Genomic DNA, 20,571 nt, shown 5'->3' on the forward strand with positions numbered 1-20,571 from the left:
TTCTGGACGCCGTAACGTGAACAACTCATCGTGCCGCTTACCAACCAGGAGTGGTTGTAGGGGGGATACCCCGTGCCGAGTACGACTGCTTTTTAAACTTGATAACCGCAACTGGTTATAGTCTCAGTATTACAAATTGTGATACAAAAGTCAATACAAAGTAGTTTAGATCGACCATGTAGCTGTGGAAAACCTACCCCTAACAGATTCGCCTATTTGCCCGGCTAATCGCCATTTGGGAAAATTGACGTATGGCGAATCCCGAGTACTTCCTCGTAAAAGCGCACTTCATTGGCGGCAGGCATCCCGATGCATGGATGCTGTTTAAGTTCGAGGATGGCCAGTACGAGATCATCGGGGATGGTAACGCCGAGTGGGCGCAGCAGATAGCTGCCGAGTACGACCTGCCAGACCGCGAGCATCTTGGGAGAAAGTAAAAAACACCCCTTTGTATTTGTGAGCGAGTGGAGGGTAGTTACTGGCTCACAGGGGTGCTTTTACCTAACATAAGAAAGTTAGAATAGGGGGTATAAGGTACAGCTACATCAACGTGGTGTAGTTGGGATTAGTTAAGCATGAACAGTAGGTTAATTCAAGATGCCAAGTACAAGCCGCCCCGAACCAACAAGGGCGGCTTTCTGTTGCGGTGGGCACCCGCCATTCCATTATACAAGATGGCTACCGTTATCTGTCGGTCACAAGTACTAAGCTGAAGCCATGAACACAGAACAGAACAATAAGCCAGAAGTGCCGACCAACCTGAAGCTGCTGGACTACCCGAAGAAGTGGCTCAAGGAAGAGGCCTTCTGGAAGGACATCGTTACCCGCACCTGCTCAGTCCTGATCGCCAGCCTCATCATCTACGTTGTGGCACTCGGGTCGGGCACGATCTCTAGTCCTCCGGTCACAGCGTTCCTGCGTGGTGTTGTCCAGGCGATTGGGATCACTGGGATCGCTGCTGCGGCTGGTGGGCTCGTGATCGGGCACTACACCGGAGTGGCGATGAAGAAGGGGTACCACAAGCTCGCAATTGGCATCGTCGCGGTTGTGGGTATCGTCGGCCTGGCCTGCACCGCGTATGTGCTCGTGGACTTCATCCAGTTCCTATTCACACATGAGCAGCTCAACTGGATCTGACCCACGCTAAGTACTCCCTTCTTTCTACGTGTGAAACGCGGGGAGTTAGTACTGAAGCATTACCTGAGTGGGTGCGGATCGTCGTCATCAGGCATAGCTTGACTACCAACTCCCCTTACATAGCGTTCTAGCTGAACTTACATATCACAGATGAGAGTTCAGTTGATTGCTTACATACGGCTCGGGTGATGTTGTCTGTTGAAGGCATGCGAGAGACGGCAAAACGCTTATATTAACCTAGTATTCTGTAAGAGGTTTGTTTATTCCATTTTACCCTATCGAAAGTTGGATCGTACTCAGATAGTACGTCACCCATCGAAGATATTAAGCTATCTAGTGTTGTATGAGGGTCAGTATAATCAACGTCTGAATCTACTACTATGCCCGCCCTTTTATCACTTTCTGAACTTACTATCCACATTCCTGCGTTCTTTAACTCGTAAGCTATATCTTCTATGACACTCTTGCTTATATTTTTAGCCATGTGTGTTCTCCTTGAGATTATGCTTTACCGTCTCACAGCTACCTTCAATCCTTTAGAACACGTAAGAGGGTAGGACGTTTTACACAGGTTCGTGACGAACTTTTGGATTATCCTCTGTGTGTCCTTGCGGCGCTGTTGCAACAGGTTAGACGTTTTACCCCGACGTCTTGCGGTTTCCGCCTTACCCTCTTATGTATTCTAAAGTCGTTATAGACAGACCGGCACTAGCAGCACCGTAACCTTCGTCCCTAGTGCTCCGCCACACGGAGATCATCTACTAGCACCAGTCCATCTATAACTCAGACTATATAGGTTGTGCAACAGCATGGTAGCTAGTAGTAAGCATGGCTCGCGTAGGGATTGGCTCGAAAGCCGCACACTGCCGCAGATCACTCTTTTGGCTGCCCTCTTACTACTAGCTGGACTATGTAAGCGCTGAACACGAATCGTCCAACCAGGGACAGTGCTCGCCTTCTTACATAGCCATGTTGAACATATAAGGCAGGGATTTGCCGAGAAGGCAGAGAACCTTTGTTCAAGCTTTTTACGTCAACAGACGTTACTCGTATAGTCACCCTGCATATCTTCTCTCACTGGCACCGTCTGTACGCAGGATGCAATGTACGGATACTTACCATCCCCGTGAAACTGTTCGTCAACGATCTACGCGCCTCGGACGAGTCACGCTACCTATTATGAGAAGACTTGTTGCGCTCTATAGCGTCTACCTATTCCGCCACTTATATGTCCATGTTGCTGCACAACCAGATTGTTAAGGTAGTTACGTTGATGATCCCTTATACCCTCAGTATAAAGCAGACTTTACGATAGCCTAAAACGTTGAGCTGTATTTACCGGCGTATGCTTTATGTCCTCGCCAGAAGCCAACAGTCAGGGACTCCCCAGGACATACAAAGAAAGCACCCCTTACGGAGTGCTTGACCTAACTAGTTCACTTCTAATTATAACAAAAAGTGACTTGGTTGCAATACCGTAAGGATAGATTCTAGGAGCAACCAGACTTTGAACTAGTTAGGTTGCTGTAATCCATTTAAACACACTTGACGTATTTCTCCAAGGCCTTCATAATCCCTACCCAGTCCACCGTGACACCCTTGTGGCACAAAGTAGGCCCGCCGAGTACTAGGCGGGCTTTGTGTTTGTTTATACGGCCTTCTGTATCTGCTTGATGGATAGGCCATCCATAGACCGCCGCTATGCTGAACCCGCTAGATCAAAGTTCCAGGTGTGGGTTGGGACACTGGTTTTTCTGAATGTCACTGTCACCAGTACTTCGCCGTCACTGTCGCGTAACAGGCTGTATGTGAAACCGCGACCGTTCTTGGTTAGATGTGAACCCGAACAATCTATTCCGACCTCTTTACAGAAGTTAAGTGCGTCCAGAAGGGCTAGGTTGAAAAGTACGTCTTTCATTGTCGTTCCTCCAGCAATTCAGGGTTTTCGTAGATGTTGCCGATGACTTCATTCTGACCATCAAACGGTGGCACGTTCCATCCGACGATTTCATCGTCACCCTGGATTCCCCACTCAACAACAAACGGACCGTAACCGTTCCATGTACGGTATATGTCACCCTCATAAATCTCTACGCCGTTCTTGTCCTTGATGCCGGTGTATTGCATGAAGTAAAACAATGAGTCATAAAACCGACCATCAGCCCAACGCAACTTCAATGGGCCGACGTTATCATGATGTAAATATAGGGGGTTGGGACCTTCTCCTGGGAATACCATCCAATTGTTAACGCTGTCCCACGCCCTAAACTTAATCTCTCTCATAACTGCTCCCCCTGATCCAACCCGTCTCTCAACAGATCATCCAATGAAGCAGTGGCAGCGAAAAGAAACCCGTCGACATCTTTTACACCGAGAGCTTTACCTAATTCTTCGATCGCCTGATCCACTTTGCGGATGGCGACTTTCTGCTCGTCCGTGAAGTTTCCGTTTTCGTACTGGTCGATGCTCATATTGAGTTGTTCCCCTGATTAGCTTTGGTTCTATATCTAGTATTACAAATTGTAATACAAAATACAATAGCTAGCGGTTTAGAACCTGTGGAAAACTAGACAGTAAATGCACCTCAAACAGATTAGCGGGAACCTCCGCATCGATAATCCATTTCTTTAACTGCCTGAGCCTCTTGTCGTCCTCCACAAGCCATAACACGCGACGAACCCGGTATGTACTCCACTTATTCGGTATGCCGCTGCGCTCGGCCTCTGCTTGCTGCTCTTTGATGTACTGATGCACGTAGGCGTATCGCTGTAGTTTGGCTTTGATCTTTCCTATGTTTTCGGTAGCAAGGTCGACCTCAACCCAATAGCGCCATCTGTGGCGAAACTCAGGCACACGCACGTCGAGGTAAAGATCAGGATCAATCTCAACGCCGCCGATCTGTTCGGCGCTGTACGGGTCGGTTGTCGTGTCGCTGGCTTCTTCTAACCAACCGTCACGGAAGGCCTGGATAGCTGAGATGTACACCTCGGCAACCTGAACCTTGTGCCGTTCGGGATACACAGCCTTGATCAGCCGGTACTCACCAACCCCGTAGGCCTTGTGTCCTTCCCTGGTCAGTTGGTAGTAGTTCTCAGCATTGCCACCACGGGAACCGCCAGGTGCAGGAGTCTCGATGACCCGCAGCATGTTTGCTCCTACGCACCTAATTAGAGAGCGCTTGCGTGGTGTATCCGACACGTCATGGAAGTGGAGGAAATTTACTTGGCTTGTTCGGAGCAGTCTGAAGCGCCCCACATCCCGCAGCATGGCGACATCCCGGTCGAAAAGTGACACATCTACATAGTAGAGCGCACTAGTCCGACCGGCCATGCCAACATCCCCCCTGGTCAGCGGGCCTACGGGTGTACCGCGATGGATTGAGTTGAGGATGGGTTGGGACACACCAGTTCATTGCCTCTTTATCTTATTCTTTTACTGTCTAGTTTTCCACAGCTCTAATCATTTTTGTATTGCATTTTGTACTACCATTTGTAATACTAAAAGTAATACCGGCAACGCAGAGCAACATTGCAGTCTGGACAGTCACCCCGGTAGAACTAATATCAAACGTCAATCACCACAGGGGGTCATCATCTATCAAAGGAAAATCATAGTATGAAGACAACAAGCGATCCAGTGTCATTCAGGCCGTCGAAGATCAGGCGACAAGCGATGCAAATCTATCAAGACAAGATGGGTCTCAAACGCACGCAGGTAATCAACGACGCCCTCACAGACTTCGAGCCGATACGAAAGATCGAGCGCAAGCTGATTGATAAGAAACTAAAGCAAGAGGAGAACCAACATGCGAGAAAGGAACGATCCCTGGGTGTATCGGACAGGCAGTAGCCGCCGAACACCGAGCGTTTACACCGCCAGGCGACGTAGCTTCGCCAAGCCCAGCCTGTTTGCCTTGCTCTTCAGCAAGGTGAAGCAATGGTTGACTCGATAGAACCGATTCAACCGACACTTCTCGTTATTCCACCGAAGATCGCCAAAGCGATTGTGCAGTTCCAGAAGGACTGGCAGGCCTTAGAACGCAAAGCCAGCAACGACGAGTACGGAAGTAAGTACACGCCCCTCGAAGATGTGCTGGCCTACGCCGTGCCACGCCTTAACGCACTTGGGGTTGGTGTGAGCCAGCCTCCCGCTTCCACGAATGAAGGTACGGCGGGTCTCTGGACAATCCTGATTCATCAGGATGGCGATACCTACCAAACGTTCACGAAGATCGCGGTGTCAAAGGCTGATCCGCAGCTCCACGTCTCGTCGATCACCTATATGCGACGCAAGGCACTCGAATCGATCCTTGGCATTGCATCGAAGGGCGAGGATGACGACGGCAACAATGCTGCTGGCCTCTTCCCTAAACCAACAGATGAGCAGCTCGAACAGATCACGTCGCTGTGCGCCGCCATGAAGTACGCACCCAGCCGGATACAAACCGAGCTGAAGAAGGTACGCACCAGCCACCACGCAGCCCTAGTAATCCGAAACCTCAACGAACGTACTGCACAGATAGTCCGTGATCACGAGGCGGAAGACCGCTCGAAGGTGGAGATTAACGACGGAAGCAACAATCCAACGTACTCACTCTATGACGATCCGCTCCTGAATCGAATGATCGGAATCGGGCTAAAGACCAAGGCGCAGCGCTCGCGGTTCCTTAATCGTGTAGTCAAGAAGCCGTTCCTGGAGAAGTGTGATGCTGAGGAGCGGGACAAGATCGAGGCCGAGCTGGCTATACATGAGAAGGCAGAGATGCCGCCTGAAACAAGTAATGAGGCGCTCAGCGCCAGGGAAGGTGATGAAGAAGCAGATAGATCAGAAGACGTTTCAGCAAGTACTGACGTCGCTTAAACGAGGTGTAAAGCCACAGACAGTCGCTGACTCAGTGGACATCGCTCTAACGAGCGTGAATGCCATCCGCCAGGCAAAGACCTGGGCAGAGTGGAACCGCCGTAAAGAGACGAAGGCCGCCAAACTCGTTCTTCAACGCAAGTTCGGCGTAGCTCCGGCGAAAGCCGAACCCGTTCAGACTCCCGCGCAGGTCGACATATCCGAACGCCTAGCGACCATCGAACGTCAAGTTCTAGACATACACGTCGCAGTAGTTGGGTCAGTCGAACCGCGGGTAAGGACGAACCGACTACTGATTCGAGAGCTTGATCGTACGAAGCTTGGCCGATTCCTGATCAACCGCATTGCCCGCGCAAACGGTGTCCCTAAAGACTGGAGGACTAAGTAGATGCCTGGCACTATCGAGGGCGGCAAGCAAGCCGCCCGTACGAACAAGGCTCTGTACGGTCCAGACTTCTACCGCCGCATTGGTGCTATGGGTGGCGCAAAAGGAACCACTGGTGGATTTGCCGCTAACCCTGAACTCGCACGGATCGCGGGTGCGAAGGGTGGCAAAAAGAGCCGACGCCGTCGAGCTAACGAGACAGACAGTCAGTACGCAGACCGTCTTGCTGCACATCGCACAAAGGGAACTACTCAGCCGAGGTTCGAATGGTGAGCGAGACTGCAACGCTATTCGACATAAACGAGGTGCCTGAGCGCCTACGGATCAAACGCAACAAGGACGGCACACTCCGGTCATCGGATTTGAAAGCAGTCCAGTGGTACTTAATCGAGCACACTCTCAAACCGAAGGCCGCATCTGCGTATCCCCTCATCTACTTCGCTGACCGCCAGGGACAGGAGGTTTGTGTAAACATCACGGAGATCGTTGAGGAGTACCGCGCATTCCGCAAGGCTGCCGCAAAGGCTGCTCGAAAGAAGAACGCCGCATGAGCAAGATCGTCGCCTACGCCCGCGTCAGCACCGATAAGCAAACGGTAGAAAACCAGCTCTTTGAAATCACAAACTACTTGGCACGCGAACAGCGCAAGTACGACGAAGCCGTCGTGGAAACGATTTCAGGCATGAAGTTGGTGGCAGACCGCGAGCTTGGTCGGCTGATGGATGAACTAGACGAGGGTGACACGCTTATAGTCAGTGAGACGAGCCGTATCTCTCGACGCTTGGGCGAAATCTACGCGACGATCCAGTACTTCCTAGACCGTGGCGTGATCGTGATCGCTGTTAAGCAGAATTATCGGTTCGCCAATGACATCCAGTCCAAGGTGATCGCCTTCGCATTCGGGATCGCCAGCGAAATCGAGCGCGACCTGATTTCGTCTCGTACGAAGGAAGCGCTTGCCCGCTTGAAATCAGAAGGCAAGCGACTTGGCCGACCACCGGGCTCAGGCAATCCAGACAAGTGGCTCCTGGCCGGGAAGGACGAGGAGATTATGAACTACTTGGACAAGGGCGTTTCAAAAGCAGCCATAGCGCGCCTGTACGAAGTTGACCGGGACACGGTTCGCAACTACATCGCGGCCAAAAATCTCGAACACACGTTGCGCACGCGCAAATTGAATGATGCCTTGCTAGCGGAACGGACTTGGCACGGCGTTCAGAACCGCAGACTTTAAACACCCGATTTCAACAAGGCCACCACAATCGCCGAACTTGACTCTCGAAGCTCGCCAAACATTGATCTTGCGAAATGGGCAAGTCCGTGTCGAAGGTAGTGAACTATGTTTCACTTGACAATTACAACTCAATATGGAGGATTCACAATGGAACTATATATGGACCCGCTCGCAATGGGAAAACGGCTATGACACTTCCCCGCACTCTCAACGAAGCCGTCGAGCAGCAGCTCGAACCCACCACTCAGACAGGACGCATTCTCAAGATCCTGCAGAAGGACGGCGAAATTACTAACGCGCAGATGTGGCGCATGAAGATCCAGCGCGGATCTGAACGAATCAGGGAGCTTAAAGCTGAAGGTCACGTCATCCGGAGCATCCACCTGAAGGGTCCGTACTGGATCTATATGTATGACGGGCAGGGGTCGCCCGAGAGGAAGTCGCGACTCCGCAGCCTCTTCAAGAAGATCCGCAAGGCGCTCAAATGAACGAGGACGAACCCGTACCCACGTTCATCTATGTGACTGTCGTCTGCGTCGCTGGAGTACTACTCCTGATCGCGGCATGGTTCGCAGCAACTATATATACAGGAAGCTTTTAAGGAGGCTCATGAAAGATACGATATCGATTTCTCTAGGTTTAATTCAGGGGATCATTGGAACCCTAGTCATACTTGGCGTTCTGCCGATCATCGCAGTGGCGTGGCTCTGGGCAGTCATGGGGTTCATCCTCTTCGCACTCATGCTGTCCGTAACGATGGTAATGGTGTTCACCAAAGATGGCGACCGACAAGACTATTGAACCAATATAAGTCCGAGTTATACTCATAGGGGGAGCAAGTAATGAAGTATAGTTACATTCCTACCGGCGTCGATGAAGTTCACCGTCGCATTCGTAGGTCGAAGGCCAAGCGGCTCGCCGCTCAGAAGAAGGCCGCATCCAAACAGAGCACATAGTTGAGCGGTTGCCCTTATGGCCGTGTTGAGATCTGTCACTCAACGGCAACCCCTCGCATTGACCTGGTCGCTGTTCCAAACAGAGCATCGTCCAGGGCGTACGACACCGGCTCGTCGTGCGCTTGGTACCTACCCAAATTCACCGTGCCTCGCCCGTCGGCATGGACTCCTCGATTAGAAATGTGGATCAAAAACGTAGATTTCAAAGACGGGCACCCAGTCATCCAGCCGCAGCGTCAGCTTTTTCCGACCCCCGGAAGGCTGGCAGAAGGCTCGGCGGGATGACCGGGTGAAGGAACCCATTAGATATGAAGCACGAACAACTATTTGGCGAAGAGCCTGGACTGATCTCACGCGATGACTGCATTGATCTGTTAGGCACGCCCGAGAAACAAGAGACACGAGACTGGTTGGTGAGCTACGCGATCCGACTGCTCAGTCTTGCCGATGAACTGACCGACAGCCTCAGGTTAGAAGGTGAAGAACCTAAGCGGCCAAAGAGTCGGATCTATCACCTATGAGCGTTGAGCGACTGTGCAAGGTCTGCGGCAAAAGGATCGTCGTCTACAACACGATCCAGAACAAGTGTCGCGACTGCACGATAAAGAACACCAAACCAATCGCACAGCAGGGTAAGCACGCTCGGCTCTGGAAGACATTTAGAGACAAAGTGGCTATCCCCTACCTGGACAAGAAGTTCGGACATGTCTGCAGCGTGAGTGGTTGCAACGAGTCGAAGAACCTTGATGTCGACCACATCAAGAGTCGGGGGTCCAACCCCGGCCTTCGCTACGACGTGAAGAACCTTCGCTACCTCTGCCGACCACACCACATCGAGCGAACCGGAACGGTGCAGTGGTCCCAAAAGTCTTGATCGCGGGATAAAACCAGTAGCTCATCCGGCTGCTGGTCCAATCCCGAGATCAGAGGACGCACCATGAAAACCATTGTTGGCCTTGTTGTTCCTGCCGATATGGAGGAGCCCGTTACAGAGCTTCGTTTCGTAAGCGACGACGCCCTGAATGCCATGCAGAAGGTCGTTGGCGGTTATGTCGATGTTGTCGACACAGCGTTACCGGAGACGACCGTGTGGCTGAACGACGAGGGAATGATCAAGTACCTCGAACCGAATCCCCGCGCCACCATGTTCATCTGGGCAGGAGCGCCACGTCGGCGCGGCGGCCAGGCCTACTACGGCGACGTACTCATCACTGGCCAACCAGACGAAGAGGGAAACACCACGTCCCTTCCCGATGAACTGCTCGATCTGATCCTCCGAACGGACGAGTACAAGATCGAAGTTCAGACCGGCGGCGATAGCTGGGCTGGCAACGGCAAGAGGTTCGCCGACTATTGGATAGCTCTGCACTATGTACTTGAGCTGGCCGAACGGTGGGTCTTGGTAACCAACGTACGAGTGGTCGCATCCTGATCAAACAAAGTCCCCGGCGCAAGCCGGGGCAGCTTTCTATCTGTGGGTACGCTTCTAGCCATGACCCTGATCGACGCCGTACTCATACCCGCTGACCCCGCCAAAGATGTTGAGCGCGTTCAATTCGCGCCGAGTGACCTGAAGTATCTGCAAACAGCAGTGGGCGGCTACATCGAGCCAGTGAACCATCAGACGCCACCTTCAACTGTGTTCGTCAACGAGGACGGTGCGAACAGCGATCTACCGCCCAATACACGAGCAACCCAGTACTTACTAGGAACACCAATCAAGGGCAATGCCGTAGTGACTGGAACCGCGAACAGTGCTGGCGATGTCACCTCAGTCAGTAAGACAGTGTTAGAGATTTTCGGCTTTTAAAGTAAAGACCCCGCATCCACCGAGACTTTTGGTCTCAAAGTGGATGCGGGGTTGTTGTGTAGTAGGGACAGTTGATACGGGGGCTTCGTTCAGTCCTCGCTACCGGGGATGAACCCCTTACGTCGACCCTTGTTCGAGTCGAGTTCCGGGAGCTTGTCGGCAGGAATCAGCTTGCTGAACTCGGTCACAGTGGCGAACACATCCTGCGTGTTCCCATCCGCACGAGTCACTTCCAGCTTGACGATGTTGCCGACCGTCTTCAACGCTTTCAGCTCTTCCTCCGAGGTGTCGAACTTCCGAGCTGGCCCGTTCAGTGCCGGATGCTCTCGGATCGTGACTTCGATTACCTCTTCTTTTCTGAGCTCGTTTCCGGTGACGTCGCTTACGCGAACCGAACGAAAACCCATTTGGATCACCTGTTTCTAGGTAAGGTGCGAACGCGATAGCGGATGCCATCACTGCTCTATTTATGAGGCATTTTGCTATTTAAGTAAATACCGAATCGTGCGATAATGAGGGCACAATGAAAGCCGTGCTGCAACACGGCCAATACTCATAATAAAGCATTGGCCTTCTGCAGGATAGGAGGTGTATGAAGATTCAGGTATTAAATTCCCCGAGTAGAATTGAGGGTAGCCCGATTGGGCACATCCCCCTATCTATCGAGGTACCCCCCGCAATGACGAAACGTCGCCAACTGCCACCAGGAATTAAGCAGTACACACTTCAGAATCGCATAAACGGCAAACCAGAAGTCCGATACGAGATCTGCGTCGGGGTTGGGACTGTCGACGGTAAGCGAAAACAGGTGCGCACACGAACTGACGCCGATGATCAGCCGCTCAAGACCGAGGCACAGGCACGCGCTGAGCGGGCTCGTCTACTTGCCGCTGTCTCCACAGGCTCCTACGTCCACACGAATGATCTATCTGTTGCTACGGCCTGTGACAACTGGTTGCTGTCAAAGCACGGTCTCAAACCGTCGACTTTGCGCGGCCATCGCAGCAAGCTGGCGGCGCTGACTGCCAATCTGGGGAAAGTCGAGGTTCAGAAGCTCAACAAGGCGCAGCTTGACCGCCTGGTTCGAAACCTTCGGGCCGGTACGGCTAAGGGCTGCAAGAAGCCGTGGTCATCCCGATCTGTGAACTATCTGCTCTACCTGACGGGGGCAGTGCTCGAGAGCGAGCTGAAACAGGGGCACCTGCAGAAGAACGTCGCAGCCCTGGTTGATCGGCTTCCTTCTGAGCGTGAAGAGATGAAGACGCTCACCGAAGAGCAGATGTTCAAGATCTTCGATCATGAGTGCCGGGATCGCCACCTCTGGACGCTGGCACTTTACGGGCTGCGCCGCGGTGAGATTGCTGGGCTCAAATGGGAGCATATCGACTTCACGGCGAAGACGGTCACTATTGCCGTGAACCGAGTAGCCGCTGGAAAGCTCGTTCATATTGGCTCACCAAAGTCCGCCAGGAGCCGCCGAGTGTTGCCTATGCCGGATGACCTAATTAATGCGCTCAGAGCGGCGCACAAGCAGCAGTTGATCGATCGACTGGCCAGTGCCAGCTACACAGGTACAGGTGAGTACGTCGCCTCGTACCCCAATGGCGAACCGTACAGTCCGAACCTCATCACGTTCCGGTGGGGAAAGCTCCTGCGCGAGCTGGAGATCCCCCCCGTTCGTCTACACGACGCACGGCACTCCTGCGCCACGCTGATGCACAAGCGCGGCGTTCCGATTGCCGATATCGCTGCATGGCTTGGACACGCCTCAGCGGCCTTCACTCTGTCGACGTACGCCCACAGCCAAGCCGACTCGCTTATGGCGGCTGCACAGAGCTTCCGTAGGATCGACGGGCTAGCTCCCGTAGCCCAATTGGCAGAGGCAGACGACTTAAAATCGTCACAGTGTGGGTTCGAGTCCCACCGGGAGCACTCTGCCTCTACGCTGAGTTCTCCGCGAGCTGTGACAAATCCTGTGACAAATGACGCGGTGGGAGCGTGAATAACCCCTCTGACCTGCAGAGATTCGCGTCGAGACATTGTTTTTTAAGTCCGCTGCCTCTGCCAATTGGGCTATGGGGGCCAACCCGCCCGAAACATTACAAGAGCGCCGCTTGGCTCTGACCCGCTACGCCCTCGCACCGAAGTACTTGTGCACCCTCGAACGCTTCCGTCGCAGCACCTGCCAGACCGGCAGCACGCACGCCACAACGCCGATTGCGATGGTGAAGAGGTTGATGACCGTCGGTTCGTCGCGGCCCCACATCCATATGCCCATGAGGATGTAGAACAGGCCGACCAAGAACAGTCCCAGCGACAGCACGGACCGGTTTCCCTGCAGCTTCCGGGCGGCAGATTTGTCGTATGCGAGTTCGTCGACGGTGCGGTCGTGATTCGTCTGGCCTTCGATGATCCTGATCTCGGCGAGCGTCAGCTCGATCGAGCGCACGACCGTCTCGCGACCTTCGACACCGGCGGGCCAGGACTTCAACATGCCGAGCAGCAGTTCCAGCCGGTCGTACGGCGACCGCTTTGCGACTCGGCTGGTGATCACGGCAGCGGAAACGACGCCGACCGGCGTGACCAGCACCAGATAGTCGGACAACTTTCCGGCCGTCGTCGCAGCAGCCATCCACAGCTCCATCACCGAATGATGCCCGATGCAGCGGCCATTCGACGACCTTCCCCGAGTGTGCAGATACGAACGCCGCTACTCGACCAACGCGACGATAAGTGCACACTCGAGGGGTCGGGCGGCACACTCCAGACAGAGGCGACGTCCACGCGACTACAGAACGATCGACTGCGCAATACCGTCGAGGATGTCGTGTTCGCTCACAACGAGTTCGGTGATTCCGGCACGTGCGGCGAGCTCGTCGGCAAGCACCCGCAGAATCACAGCTCCCCCGCCGATCACGTCGACGCGACCGGGATGCATCGGCCCCAACGCTGCCCGGTCGGAACGCTTCATCCCGACGAGCCGGTCCGCAACCTCGTGCACGTCGTCGATGGACAGGCGTGAGAGATGCACCTTCTCTGCGTCGTATTCCGGCAGATCCTGAGCGACGGCGGCGATCGTGGTCATCGTGCCGGCCACGCCGACCCAGCCACGCGCCTGCTCGATCGGCACGTGGGCGAATGCCTCGGCCAAGCGTTCGGACGCGAATTCCCTTGCTGCGGAGACCTCTTCGTCGGTCGGCGGATCGCCGTGCAGACACCGCTCGGTGATCCGCACGCATCCGACGTCGGCGGACAGCGCCGCCGTCACGCCGTTCTCGTCACCGAGCACGAGCTCTGTGGAGCCACCACCCAGATCGACCACCACGAAGGGGCCGTTCGCAGGATCCAACTCGCCGACCGCGCCGGCGAACGAGAGTCGCGCCTCCTCGTCACCGCTGATCACCTCGGCAGCGGCACCGGGGATCGCGGCACCGAGTTCTGCGCGGGTCATCGCGAAGAAGTCTTCGCGATTGGACGCGTCGCGAGTCGCGGAGGTCGCAACCATTCGCACTGCGGTGACACCGGTTTCGATCATCTTCTGTGCGTAATCGTGCAGAGCCACGCGCGTACGCTCGATCGCCTCGGGAACGAATGCACCGGTCGCGTCGACGCCTTGGCCAAGACGCACGATCCGCATCTCACGATGAACGTCGGTGAGGCCGCCGTCCTCAGCGGCGTCTGCGATCAGCAGACGAATCGAGTTGGTACCGCAGTCGATTGCCGCAACCCGGCGAGTCATTGTTCCCCTTCATAGTGCGGCCAGTCCGTGGGAATGGCTGTGCCACGCAACTTTCCGGTTGCCGCGAGGGCTACGGACTCGTCACCGAGCGGGTTCACTCCCGGCCCCTTGGCCAACGAATGCGCCATCAGAACATGTAGGCACTTCACCCGGTCGGGCATGCCACCGCCGGTGAAATCCGTTCCGAGCGAATCGATCTCGTTCCGCTCGGCCAAGTAGCTCTCATGCGCGCGCCGATATGCGGCCGCCAATTCCGGATCGGACTCCAAACGCGTTGTCATATCGCGCATCACACCGGCGGACTCCTGCCGACTGGCCTCCGCGGTCAGCCGTGGATCGGTCAGGTAGTACAACGTCGGAAACGGTGTGCCGTCCGGCAGTCTGGGCGCAGTCTTCACAACACCCGGCTGACCATCCGGTGACCGGTAAGCGATCGCCAGCACACCGCGAGGCTCCCTACCCAGTTGCGCGGCAACGATCTCGAGATCCGCCGGCGTGGGTTCGTCGGAATCCACGGTCACCCTGCCGGCTCCTGCGCTGGCTGCGGCTCCGAAATCTGCTTGTATAGATCGCTGTACCACGGACCGCCCTCGGGTGGCGGCGGCTTCCGCTTCGCTTGCTCGGCTTCGTACGCACCGGGCAGCTGAACCTGGAACGGCGTCTCGCCGGGCATCACGAGCCGAAGCCGATCGCGCGCCTGCGCCCTGATGTACTCGGGGTCCTTCTGTTGCTTCTGCTTGGAACGAAGTACGGCGAGATCGTGTTCGAGGACAAGACGTTCCGAGGCGACCTGCGCCGCATCGGCGCGCTGGGTGAAGTACGTCCGCGCGGGAACAGCGAGCGTCAGGCCGAGTGCACAGACGACAACCGCGAGGATCACCGCTCGACCGGTCGATAGACCGAGAATTGTGCGTTCCGGCTTCTGTTCCTTCTTCGTCCGGTTGACCACGCGCGGCGGCCGATCACGATCGGTGTCGTGGTTCGGCTTGCCCTCGGGTGCGCGGAGAAAGCGGGAGGCGCGGCGCGTCCCTTCGGATCGCGCCGCCTTACGGGTGTCACGGCCACCTGGACTGGTCCCCGACCTGCGGCTACGCCGCTTGTCAGTCAATTCGCCGCGCTCCTGTCCACCTGCTAGCTCGTACCTTCGAAGGCGAATCGCGGGAAGGCCACATCGCCCGCGTAGCGGGCTGCGTCCCCGAGCGCTTCTTCGATACGAAGGAGCTGGTTGTACTTCGCCACGCGCTCACTGCGCGCAGGCGCACCGGTCTTGATCTGGCCGCTGCCGACCGCGACGGCGAGGTCGGCGATCGTCGTGTCTTCGGTCTCACCGCTGCGGTGGCTCATCATCGTCTTGTAGCCGTTACGGTGTGCCAACTCGACAGCGTCGAGTGTCTCGGTGAGCGTGCCGATCTGATTCACCTTGACCAGCAACGCATTTGCCGCGCCCTTGCTGATGCCGTCTTCGAGCCGCTCCGGGTTGGTGACGAAGAGATCGTCGCCGACGAGCTGGACCTTGTCACCGATGAGATCGGTCAGTGCAACCCAGCCGTCCCAGTCGTCTTCGTCCAGCGGGTCCTCGATCGACACGAGCGGGTAGGCGCCGAGCAACTCGGCGTAGAACTGGCCCATTTCTTCAGCGGTGCGGACCGACCCCTCGAACTTGTAGCCCGTCCCGTCTGTGTAGAACTCGGTGGCCGCGACGTCGAGCGCGAGTGCCACATCGGCGCCGAGCTTCAGGCCCGTCTTCTCGATGGCGACGCTGATGAGGTCCAGCGCCTCACGAGTGCCGGCAATGCTGGGGGCGAAACCGCCCTCGTCGCCGAGACCGGTCGACAGGCCCTTCTCCTTCAGCACCGACTTGAGGGAGTGGTAGACCTCGGCACCCCAGCGCAGCGACTCCTTGAAGGTGGGTGCGCCGATCGGGGCGACCATGAATTCCTGCACGTCGACGCCGGAGTCGGCATGCGCACCACCGTTGACGATGTTCATCATGGGCACGGGCAGGACGTGTGCGTTCGGACCGCCGAGGTAGCGGAACAGCTCGAGGCCCGAGGACTCAGCGGCCGCGCGGGCAACGGCGAGCGACGCGCCGAGCAGCGAGTTCGCGCCGAGGCGGGACTTGTCCGGCGTGCCGTCGAGATCGAGAAGCGTCTGGTCGACGGTCCGCTGCTCGATCGCGTCGAGCCCGATCAGTGCGGGTGCAATCTCGTCGAGCACGGCGTTGACCGCCTTCTCGACGCCCTTGCCGCCGTAGCGCTTTCCACCGTCGCGAAGTTCGACAGCCTCGTGCTCGCCGGTCGAGGCGCCGGAGGGAACCGCCGCGCGCGTCAGGGTGCCGTCGTCGAGCGCGACTTCGACTTCCACCGTGGGGTTACCACGGGAGTCGAGAATCTCGCGCGCTCCGACCTGCTCAATGATGGCCACGGATGGTTCTCCTTCAGAGTGCTGACGTCACAGTTCGGGTGAAAGCCTAGTCCCCCGCACCTGAGCCCGCGCAGAGGCGCTCCGACCCCGTGCGCGGTTGGCGAGTCCCTGGACTCCCCAACCGCTCACGGGCGGGACAGGCCGACCGAATATGCGGACGCGCGGTCCCGGACATCACGCAGATAGACGTCGGACTGGTTGTAGGTGTTGACCGCCCGCTGCCAGCCCTCGGGCGTTGTCAGGTCGCCACCGCTTGCGCAGAGATAGCGCGCAGCGCTCAGCGCGGCATCGTCGATGTTGTCGGCCTCGATCCGCCCGTCACCGTTCGCGTCGACGCCCCAGTGCTTCCAGGTCTCCGGGATGAACTGCAGCGGCCCCATCGCGCGGTCGTGCACCGGATCGCCGTCCTGTAGTCCGCCGTCGGTATCCGGAATCTCGGCGACGCCGGGACCGCCATCGAGCGGAATCCCGCGAATCGCTGGTACGACGTTGCCGCCGACCTGCACTTCGGAGCCGCGATAGGTGCCGTGCCTGCTCTCGACGCTTGCGATACCTGCCAACGTGGTCCAGCCGATCCCGCAATCGGGTCGCGTCTGCGCCAGCACCGCGGCCGCATAGCCGTAGGCCTCGAGGGCAGTCACCCCGATGCCGAGTGCATCTGCCTGTCCCGCGGCCCAGTCGTGCAACTGGTCCGCGCTGCGTCCAGGTGCGTTGATGTCGATTGCCGGAACCGCAGTACCGAGCCCCGGCGGAATACCTTCGGGAACAGGCACGCGCCCGGATTCGCGATGCGTCGCAACGAGGATGGTCGCGATGACCAGCAACGTCACCACCGTTGCCGCGGCCGCGGCAATGCCGAACACGATTCGTCTCACCAGATCCATCATCCACACGACCCGCTATTCCGATGTCGCGGCCGGAACAACTCACAGCAACGAACCGCCGACGGTGCGGGGCCGTCCGTGTTTCGATTGACCGACTGAACAAAGTCGGCTCGAATACCGTCCGATCGCGGAAGTGGAGAAGATGAGCAGCCCGGCCCACCAGGTCCGCCCGCATGGCGCGGTCGTTGCTTCGGCGGGTCCCACTTCGCCAGGTCGGCCAGGAAGAGGCCGATCCCCGAATCGGCCTCATGGTGACGTTCCAGACCGATTGCTCCCGGATTGCCACCGACCGCAATGGATACTTTCAATGCGCCTTGTTTTGTCCGGTTTGTCATGGATAATTGATCCCCGAAGGTGCGGAAACCGCAATCGCCAGTGCGAGGAATTCTTCGCTCCGGCCGGGGTGATGGAAAAAGGATACGAATTTGCGCTGTCGATTGTGTGATTCAGAACGGCTTTTGAGCGTGCTCGACTTGGGGGCGACGCCGCCGTGTGAGAAATTCCTGGAGGCTGGCGAGCTCGACCTTCCGGAGCCCACGTATCCGCTCCACCTGCGGCTATGCGAAGACTGCCTATTGCTGCAGATTCCCGCGTTGATCACGCCCGAAGAGACATTTACCGAATACGCCTACTTCTCCTCGTACTCCGACAGCTGGGTGCGCCACGCCAAGGACTTCGTCGACCAGGCCACCGCGCGCCTCGGGCTCGACAGCGAGAGCTTCGTCGTCGAAGTCGCCAGCAACGACGGTTACCTCCTGCAGCATGCGGTTGCGGCCGGCATTCCCTGCCTCGGCATCGAGCCCTCGGTCAACGTCGGCGCGGCCGCACGCGACAAGGGCGTTCCTACGGAGACAGCGTTTCTCGACGAGGAACTCGCAGCGCGCGTCACGGCCGAGCACGGCAAAGCCGACCTGGTTGTCGCGAACAACGTCTACGCACACATCCCGGACCTGCTCGGCTTCACTCGATCGCTGCGAGCGCTGCTCGCCGACGACGGGTGGCTGAGCATCGAGGTGCACCACGCGCAGAACCTCGTCGAACTCGGCCAGTTCGACACGATCTACCACGAGCACTTCCAGTACTACACGGTCCTGTCCGCTGGGCGGGCACTCGCAACCGCCGGCCTGAAAATTGTTGACGTCGAATTGGTTTCGACACACGGCGGCTCGATCCGGGTGTGGGCCCGACCGGACGGCTGCGCAGGTGAACCGAGTGCACGTGTGCAGGAGATCCTGGCCGCCGAAGAATCCGCAGGCTTGCACAGCGTCGACGGTTATCGCGAGCTGAAGCCGCGCACCGAAAAGGTTCGCCAAGACCTCCTGCGGTTCCTCCTCGACGCGGCCGCGGCGGGCAAACGAGTGGTCGGGTACGGCGCTCCCGGCAAAGGCAACACGCTGCTCAACTACTGCGGCATCAGGACGGACCTGCTCGAGTACACCGTCGATAGAAATCCGTACAAGCACGGCCGTTTCACGCCGGGCACTCGTATCCCGATCCTCGACCCCGAGCAGATCGACAAGGACCGGCCGGACGTCGTCGTCGTTCTGCCCTGGAATCTCGAGACCGAACTCAACGCTCAACTCCGACACATCGCAGAATGGGGAGGCGAGCTCGTGTACCCGCTCCCCCAGTTGCACAGTGCTGATCTGAAAGGCTGAAGCGACACAATGAAGGTTGTATTGTTCTGCGGCGGTTACGGCATGCGGATGCGCAACGGCAACGATGACGCAATTCCGAAGCCGATGCAGATGGTCGGGCCGCGACCCTTGATTTGGCATGTAATGCGGTATTACGCGCATTTCGGGCACAAAGAATTCATTCTCTGCCTCGGTTACGGCGCCAATCACATCAAGGACTTCTTCCTGAGCTACAAGGAAACGGTGTCCAACGATTTCGTCATGCGCAACGGCGCGGTCGAACTCCTGCACACCGACATCAGCGACTGGTCGATAACGTTCGCCGACACCGGCGTCGAATCTGCGATCGGTGAGCGCCTGCGCCGGGTCCGTGATCACCTCGATGGGGACGAGTTCTTCCTCGCCAACTACGCGGACGTCCTTACCGATGCGCCCATGGACGAGATCATCGACAAATTCCACGCGTCCGGCGCCGCGGCGTCGATGCTGATCGTCCCGCCGCAGTCGTCGTTCCACTGTGTCGACGTCACCGACAACGGCGAAATAAAGGACATCACGCCGGTCGGCAGGCTACCCATCTGGGAAAACGGCGGATTCTTCGTTCTCAGTCAGGAGATCTTCGATCTGCTGCCGCCCGGCGGCGACTTGGTCGAGGACGCGTGCGGAGCGCTCGCGACCCAGGGCCGACTCTTCGGCTACAAGCACATGGGCTTCTGGAAGCCCGCCGACACCTTCAAAGAGCGCGCCGAACTCGACGCCGGCTACCTACGCGGTGATCGGCCCTGGATGGTCTGGGACACAGCCGATCAGGACGCCGTTCCCGGTCACGCATGATCGGTCTCGATACCGGAGCGATCGCGGAGATCGCGCTGCTCGGAGCGCATTGCGACGACATCGCGATCGGAATGGGTGGAACTCTGCTCACGGTCTCGCGAGCCAATCCGGGCCTGCGCGTGCGCGCGCTGGTGCTTTCCGGCGGTGGCACCGAACGGGAGACCGAAGAGCGTGCGGCGCTTGCCGCGTTCTGTCCCGACGCGGATCTGGACGTACGAATTCTCGACTTCCCGGACGGGCGCGCGCCTGCGCATTGGGATGCGATCAAGAACGCGCTGGGCGACTTCCGGCGGTCCTGCACGCCAGATGTCGTATTCGGAACGCAACGGCACGACATGCACCAGGATCACCGCCTGCTTGCCGAATTGCTTCCCACCGAGTTTCGCGATCATCTCGTTCTCGGTTACGAAATTCTCAAGTGGGAAACAGATACCCCGCAGCCGGCGATATTTCATCCGTTGGACACCAGAACAGCGGAAGAAAAGGCGCGATTGCTGCACGTTCACTATCCGTCGCAAGTGGTGCACGACTGGTTCGACGACGCGTCGTTCCTCGGCCTGTCCCGGCTACGCGGCGTCCAATGTCGCAGTCCACATGCAGAGGCCTTCGTCCTCGAGAAAGCCACCCTGGGGTTCGGACGGACCGAACCCGGAAACATTGGAGAGCACTGA

25 protein-coding genes, 1 tRNA gene and 1 pseudogene are annotated in these 20,571 nt (G+C 57.2%); 15 read left to right on the plus strand and 12 right to left on the minus strand.

Annotated elements, in window-relative coordinates; genetic code table 11:
* The first annotated feature begins 251 nt into the window (after nucleotides 1–251).
* Together JGU72_RS04685 and JGU72_RS04690 are read left to right on the plus strand one after the other, a co-directional pair.
* Nucleotides 252–437, plus strand: coding sequence for a hypothetical protein (locus JGU72_RS04685; RefSeq protein WP_199682553.1), 186 nt, complete (start codon nucleotides 252–254; stop codon nucleotides 435–437).
* Between the two features lie 280 nt (nucleotides 438–717).
* Entirely contained in the window at nucleotides 718–1,137 is a 420-nt protein-coding gene (locus tag JGU72_RS04690) for a hypothetical protein (protein WP_199682554.1), read from the plus strand.
* Between the two features lie 232 nt (nucleotides 1,138–1,369).
* On the opposite strand, the gene JGU72_RS04695 is transcribed toward JGU72_RS04690, so the two are convergent.
* The 4 genes from JGU72_RS04695 to JGU72_RS04710 all read right to left on the minus strand — a co-directional run bounded on the left by JGU72_RS04695 (nucleotide 1,370) and on the right by JGU72_RS04710 (nucleotide 4,467).
* Nucleotides 1,370–1,621: a hypothetical protein gene (locus tag JGU72_RS04695; protein ID WP_199682555.1), complete on the minus strand. Its 252-nt coding sequence runs from the start codon at nucleotides 1,619–1,621 to the stop codon at nucleotides 1,370–1,372.
* Nucleotides 1,622–3,051: 1,430 nt separating this feature from the next.
* Nucleotides 3,052–3,420, minus strand: coding sequence for a YopX family protein (locus JGU72_RS04700; RefSeq protein ID WP_199682556.1), 369 nt, complete (start codon nucleotides 3,418–3,420; stop codon nucleotides 3,052–3,054).
* Nucleotides 3,417–3,608: a hypothetical protein gene (locus JGU72_RS04705; protein ID WP_199682557.1), complete on the minus strand. Its 192-nt coding sequence runs from the start codon at nucleotides 3,606–3,608 to the stop codon at nucleotides 3,417–3,419. Before JGU72_RS04705 ends, JGU72_RS04700 begins: the two co-directional genes overlap by 4 nt.
* Nucleotides 3,609–3,678: 70 nt before the next feature.
* Nucleotides 3,679–4,467: a replication-relaxation family protein gene (locus JGU72_RS04710; RefSeq protein ID WP_307828290.1), complete on the minus strand. Its 789-nt coding sequence runs from the start codon at nucleotides 4,465–4,467 to the stop codon at nucleotides 3,679–3,681.
* Nucleotides 4,468–5,073: 606 nt separating this feature from the next.
* Between JGU72_RS04710 and JGU72_RS04720 the strand changes: the two genes are divergently transcribed.
* The 8 genes from JGU72_RS04720 to JGU72_RS04755 all read left to right on the plus strand — a co-directional run bounded on the left by JGU72_RS04720 (nucleotide 5,074) and on the right by JGU72_RS04755 (nucleotide 10,382).
* Nucleotides 5,074–5,997, plus strand: coding sequence for an ERF family protein (locus tag JGU72_RS04720; RefSeq protein WP_199682560.1), 924 nt, complete (start codon nucleotides 5,074–5,076; stop codon nucleotides 5,995–5,997).
* A 475-nt stretch (nucleotides 5,998–6,472) separates the two neighbouring features.
* The gene (locus JGU72_RS31390; RefSeq protein WP_374101091.1) at nucleotides 6,473–6,655 is read left to right on the plus strand and encodes a KGG domain-containing protein; all 183 of its coding nucleotides are present in this window, start codon (nucleotides 6,473–6,475) and stop codon (nucleotides 6,653–6,655) included.
* The gene (locus JGU72_RS04730) at nucleotides 6,652–6,933 is read left to right on the plus strand and encodes a hypothetical protein (protein WP_199682562.1); all 282 of its coding nucleotides are present in this window, start codon (nucleotides 6,652–6,654) and stop codon (nucleotides 6,931–6,933) included. The genes JGU72_RS31390 and JGU72_RS04730 overlap by 4 nt, the downstream gene beginning before the upstream one ends.
* A complete protein-coding gene (locus JGU72_RS04735) occupies nucleotides 6,930–7,616 on the plus strand; it encodes a recombinase family protein (RefSeq protein WP_199682563.1) in 687 nt (228 codons plus the stop codon). The genes JGU72_RS04730 and JGU72_RS04735 overlap by 4 nt, the downstream gene beginning before the upstream one ends.
* Before the next feature lie 188 nt (nucleotides 7,617–7,804).
* Nucleotides 7,805–8,104 carry a helix-turn-helix domain-containing protein gene (locus tag JGU72_RS04740; protein WP_199682564.1) on the plus strand — a complete coding sequence of 100 codons (300 nt, stop codon included), beginning with the start codon at nucleotides 7,805–7,807 and terminating at the stop codon, nucleotides 8,102–8,104.
* A 121-nt stretch (nucleotides 8,105–8,225) separates the two neighbouring features.
* Complete coding sequence (locus JGU72_RS04745; RefSeq protein ID WP_199682565.1) at nucleotides 8,226–8,417, plus strand: hypothetical protein; 192 nt, start codon at nucleotides 8,226–8,228, stop codon at nucleotides 8,415–8,417.
* A 1,092-nt stretch (nucleotides 8,418–9,509) separates the two neighbouring features.
* A complete protein-coding gene (locus tag JGU72_RS04750) occupies nucleotides 9,510–10,004 on the plus strand; it encodes a DUF3846 domain-containing protein (protein WP_199682566.1) in 495 nt (164 codons plus the stop codon).
* A gap of 60 nt (nucleotides 10,005–10,064) precedes the next feature.
* Nucleotides 10,065–10,382 carry a DUF3846 domain-containing protein gene (locus JGU72_RS04755; RefSeq protein ID WP_199682567.1) on the plus strand — a complete coding sequence of 106 codons (318 nt, stop codon included), beginning with the start codon at nucleotides 10,065–10,067 and terminating at the stop codon, nucleotides 10,380–10,382.
* An 89-nt stretch (nucleotides 10,383–10,471) separates the two neighbouring features.
* On the opposite strand, the gene JGU72_RS04760 is transcribed toward JGU72_RS04755, so the two are convergent.
* Entirely contained in the window at nucleotides 10,472–10,789 is a 318-nt protein-coding gene (locus JGU72_RS04760; RefSeq protein WP_199682568.1) for a hypothetical protein, read from the minus strand.
* A gap of 722 nt (nucleotides 10,790–11,511) precedes the next feature.
* Nucleotides 11,512–11,829 carry a hypothetical protein gene (locus JGU72_RS30545; RefSeq protein ID WP_233531102.1) on the minus strand — a complete coding sequence of 106 codons (318 nt, stop codon included), beginning with the start codon at nucleotides 11,827–11,829 and terminating at the stop codon, nucleotides 11,512–11,514.
* Here JGU72_RS30545 and JGU72_RS30550 point away from each other — a divergent pair.
* A pseudogene (locus JGU72_RS30550) lies at nucleotides 11,710–12,132 on the plus strand (site-specific integrase); the annotation flags it as partial. The gene JGU72_RS30545 and the pseudogene JGU72_RS30550 sit on opposite strands and share 120 nt — an antisense overlap.
* A 108-nt stretch (nucleotides 12,133–12,240) precedes the next feature.
* Nucleotides 12,241–12,314, plus strand: a tRNA-Leu gene (locus JGU72_RS04770).
* 196 nt (nucleotides 12,315–12,510) lie between these two features.
* Here JGU72_RS04770 and JGU72_RS04775 read toward each other — a convergent pair.
* From JGU72_RS04775 to JGU72_RS04800, 6 genes are all read right to left on the minus strand, one after another.
* Nucleotides 12,511–13,014 carry a hypothetical protein gene (locus JGU72_RS04775; protein WP_199682569.1) on the minus strand — a complete coding sequence of 168 codons (504 nt, stop codon included), beginning with the start codon at nucleotides 13,012–13,014 and terminating at the stop codon, nucleotides 12,511–12,513.
* A 156-nt stretch (nucleotides 13,015–13,170) separates the two neighbouring features.
* Nucleotides 13,171–14,121, minus strand: coding sequence for a Ppx/GppA phosphatase family protein (locus JGU72_RS04780; RefSeq protein WP_199682570.1), 951 nt, complete (start codon nucleotides 14,119–14,121; stop codon nucleotides 13,171–13,173).
* Nucleotides 14,118–14,642 (minus strand): DUF501 domain-containing protein, encoded by a 525-nt coding sequence (locus tag JGU72_RS04785; protein WP_307828291.1) that lies wholly within the window; start codon nucleotides 14,640–14,642, stop codon nucleotides 14,118–14,120. The genes JGU72_RS04780 and JGU72_RS04785 overlap by 4 nt, the downstream gene beginning before the upstream one ends.
* Nucleotides 14,639–15,229 (minus strand): FtsB family cell division protein, encoded by a 591-nt coding sequence (locus JGU72_RS04790; protein ID WP_199682571.1) that lies wholly within the window; start codon nucleotides 15,227–15,229, stop codon nucleotides 14,639–14,641. The genes JGU72_RS04785 and JGU72_RS04790 overlap by 4 nt, the downstream gene beginning before the upstream one ends.
* Nucleotides 15,230–15,252: 23 nt before the next feature.
* On the minus strand, nucleotides 15,253–16,545 hold the full coding sequence (eno, locus tag JGU72_RS04795) for a phosphopyruvate hydratase (RefSeq protein ID WP_199682572.1): 1,293 nt from the start codon (nucleotides 16,543–16,545) through the stop codon (nucleotides 15,253–15,255).
* 125 nt (nucleotides 16,546–16,670) lie between these two features.
* Nucleotides 16,671–17,429, minus strand: a complete 759-nt coding sequence (locus tag JGU72_RS04800; RefSeq protein ID WP_307828348.1) for a lytic transglycosylase domain-containing protein — start codon at nucleotides 17,427–17,429, stop codon at nucleotides 16,671–16,673.
* A gap of 425 nt (nucleotides 17,430–17,854) precedes the next feature.
* On the opposite strand from JGU72_RS04800, the gene JGU72_RS04805 reads away from it, so the two are divergent.
* The 3 genes from JGU72_RS04805 to JGU72_RS04815 are packed head-to-tail and all read left to right on the plus strand — an operon-like array spanning nucleotide 17,855 to nucleotide 20,571.
* Entirely contained in the window at nucleotides 17,855–19,087 is a 1,233-nt protein-coding gene (locus tag JGU72_RS04805; RefSeq protein WP_199682574.1) for a class I SAM-dependent methyltransferase, read from the plus strand.
* 9 nt (nucleotides 19,088–19,096) lie between these two features.
* The gene (locus tag JGU72_RS04810) at nucleotides 19,097–19,900 is read left to right on the plus strand and encodes a glycosyltransferase family protein (RefSeq protein WP_199682575.1); all 804 of its coding nucleotides are present in this window, start codon (nucleotides 19,097–19,099) and stop codon (nucleotides 19,898–19,900) included.
* Nucleotides 19,897–20,571, plus strand: a complete 675-nt coding sequence (locus tag JGU72_RS04815) for a PIG-L deacetylase family protein (protein WP_199682576.1) — start codon at nucleotides 19,897–19,899, stop codon at nucleotides 20,569–20,571. The genes JGU72_RS04810 and JGU72_RS04815 overlap by 4 nt, the downstream gene beginning before the upstream one ends.

It is taken from the genome of Antrihabitans auranticaus (assembly GCF_016481275.1).
In the GTDB taxonomy this organism is placed as follows: domain Bacteria; phylum Actinomycetota; class Actinomycetes; order Mycobacteriales; family Mycobacteriaceae; genus Antrihabitans.

Coding starts and splice junctions, on each gene's coding strand:
- JGU72_RS04685 (WP_199682553.1), top strand. CDS start 252: ATGGCGAATCCCGAGTACTTCCTCGTAAAAGCGCACTTCATTGGCGGC.
- JGU72_RS04690 (WP_199682554.1), top strand. CDS start 718: ATGAACACAGAACAGAACAATAAGCCAGAAGTGCCGACCAACCTGAAG.
- JGU72_RS04695 (WP_199682555.1), bottom strand. CDS start 1,621: ATGGCTAAAAATATAAGCAAGAGTGTCATAGAAGATATAGCTTACGAG.
- JGU72_RS04700 (WP_199682556.1), bottom strand. CDS start 3,420: ATGAGAGAGATTAAGTTTAGGGCGTGGGACAGCGTTAACAATTGGATG.
- JGU72_RS04705 (WP_199682557.1), bottom strand. CDS start 3,608: ATGAGCATCGACCAGTACGAAAACGGAAACTTCACGGACGAGCAGAAA.
- JGU72_RS04710 (WP_307828290.1), bottom strand. CDS start 4,467: ATGGCCGGTCGGACTAGTGCGCTCTACTATGTAGATGTGTCACTTTTC.
- JGU72_RS04720 (WP_199682560.1), top strand. CDS start 5,074: ATGGTTGACTCGATAGAACCGATTCAACCGACACTTCTCGTTATTCCA.
- JGU72_RS31390 (WP_374101091.1), top strand. CDS start 6,473: ATGGGTGGCGCAAAAGGAACCACTGGTGGATTTGCCGCTAACCCTGAA.
- JGU72_RS04735 (WP_199682563.1), top strand. CDS start 6,930: ATGAGCAAGATCGTCGCCTACGCCCGCGTCAGCACCGATAAGCAAACG.
- JGU72_RS04740 (WP_199682564.1), top strand. CDS start 7,805: ATGACACTTCCCCGCACTCTCAACGAAGCCGTCGAGCAGCAGCTCGAA.
- JGU72_RS04745 (WP_199682565.1), top strand. CDS start 8,226: ATGAAAGATACGATATCGATTTCTCTAGGTTTAATTCAGGGGATCATT.
- JGU72_RS04750 (WP_199682566.1), top strand. CDS start 9,510: ATGAAAACCATTGTTGGCCTTGTTGTTCCTGCCGATATGGAGGAGCCC.
- JGU72_RS04755 (WP_199682567.1), top strand. CDS start 10,065: ATGACCCTGATCGACGCCGTACTCATACCCGCTGACCCCGCCAAAGAT.
- JGU72_RS04760 (WP_199682568.1), bottom strand. CDS start 10,789: ATGGGTTTTCGTTCGGTTCGCGTAAGCGACGTCACCGGAAACGAGCTC.
- JGU72_RS30545 (WP_233531102.1), bottom strand. CDS start 11,829: ATGAACGAGCTTTCCAGCGGCTACTCGGTTCACGGCAATAGTGACCGT.
- JGU72_RS04775 (WP_199682569.1), bottom strand. CDS start 13,014: ATGGCTGCTGCGACGACGGCCGGAAAGTTGTCCGACTATCTGGTGCTG.
- JGU72_RS04780 (WP_199682570.1), bottom strand. CDS start 14,121: ATGACTCGCCGGGTTGCGGCAATCGACTGCGGTACCAACTCGATTCGT.
- JGU72_RS04800 (WP_307828348.1), bottom strand. CDS start 17,429: ATGGATCTGGTGAGACGAATCGTGTTCGGCATTGCCGCGGCCGCGGCA.
- JGU72_RS04810 (WP_199682575.1), top strand. CDS start 19,097: ATGAAGGTTGTATTGTTCTGCGGCGGTTACGGCATGCGGATGCGCAAC.
- JGU72_RS04815 (WP_199682576.1), top strand. CDS start 19,897: ATGATCGGTCTCGATACCGGAGCGATCGCGGAGATCGCGCTGCTCGGA.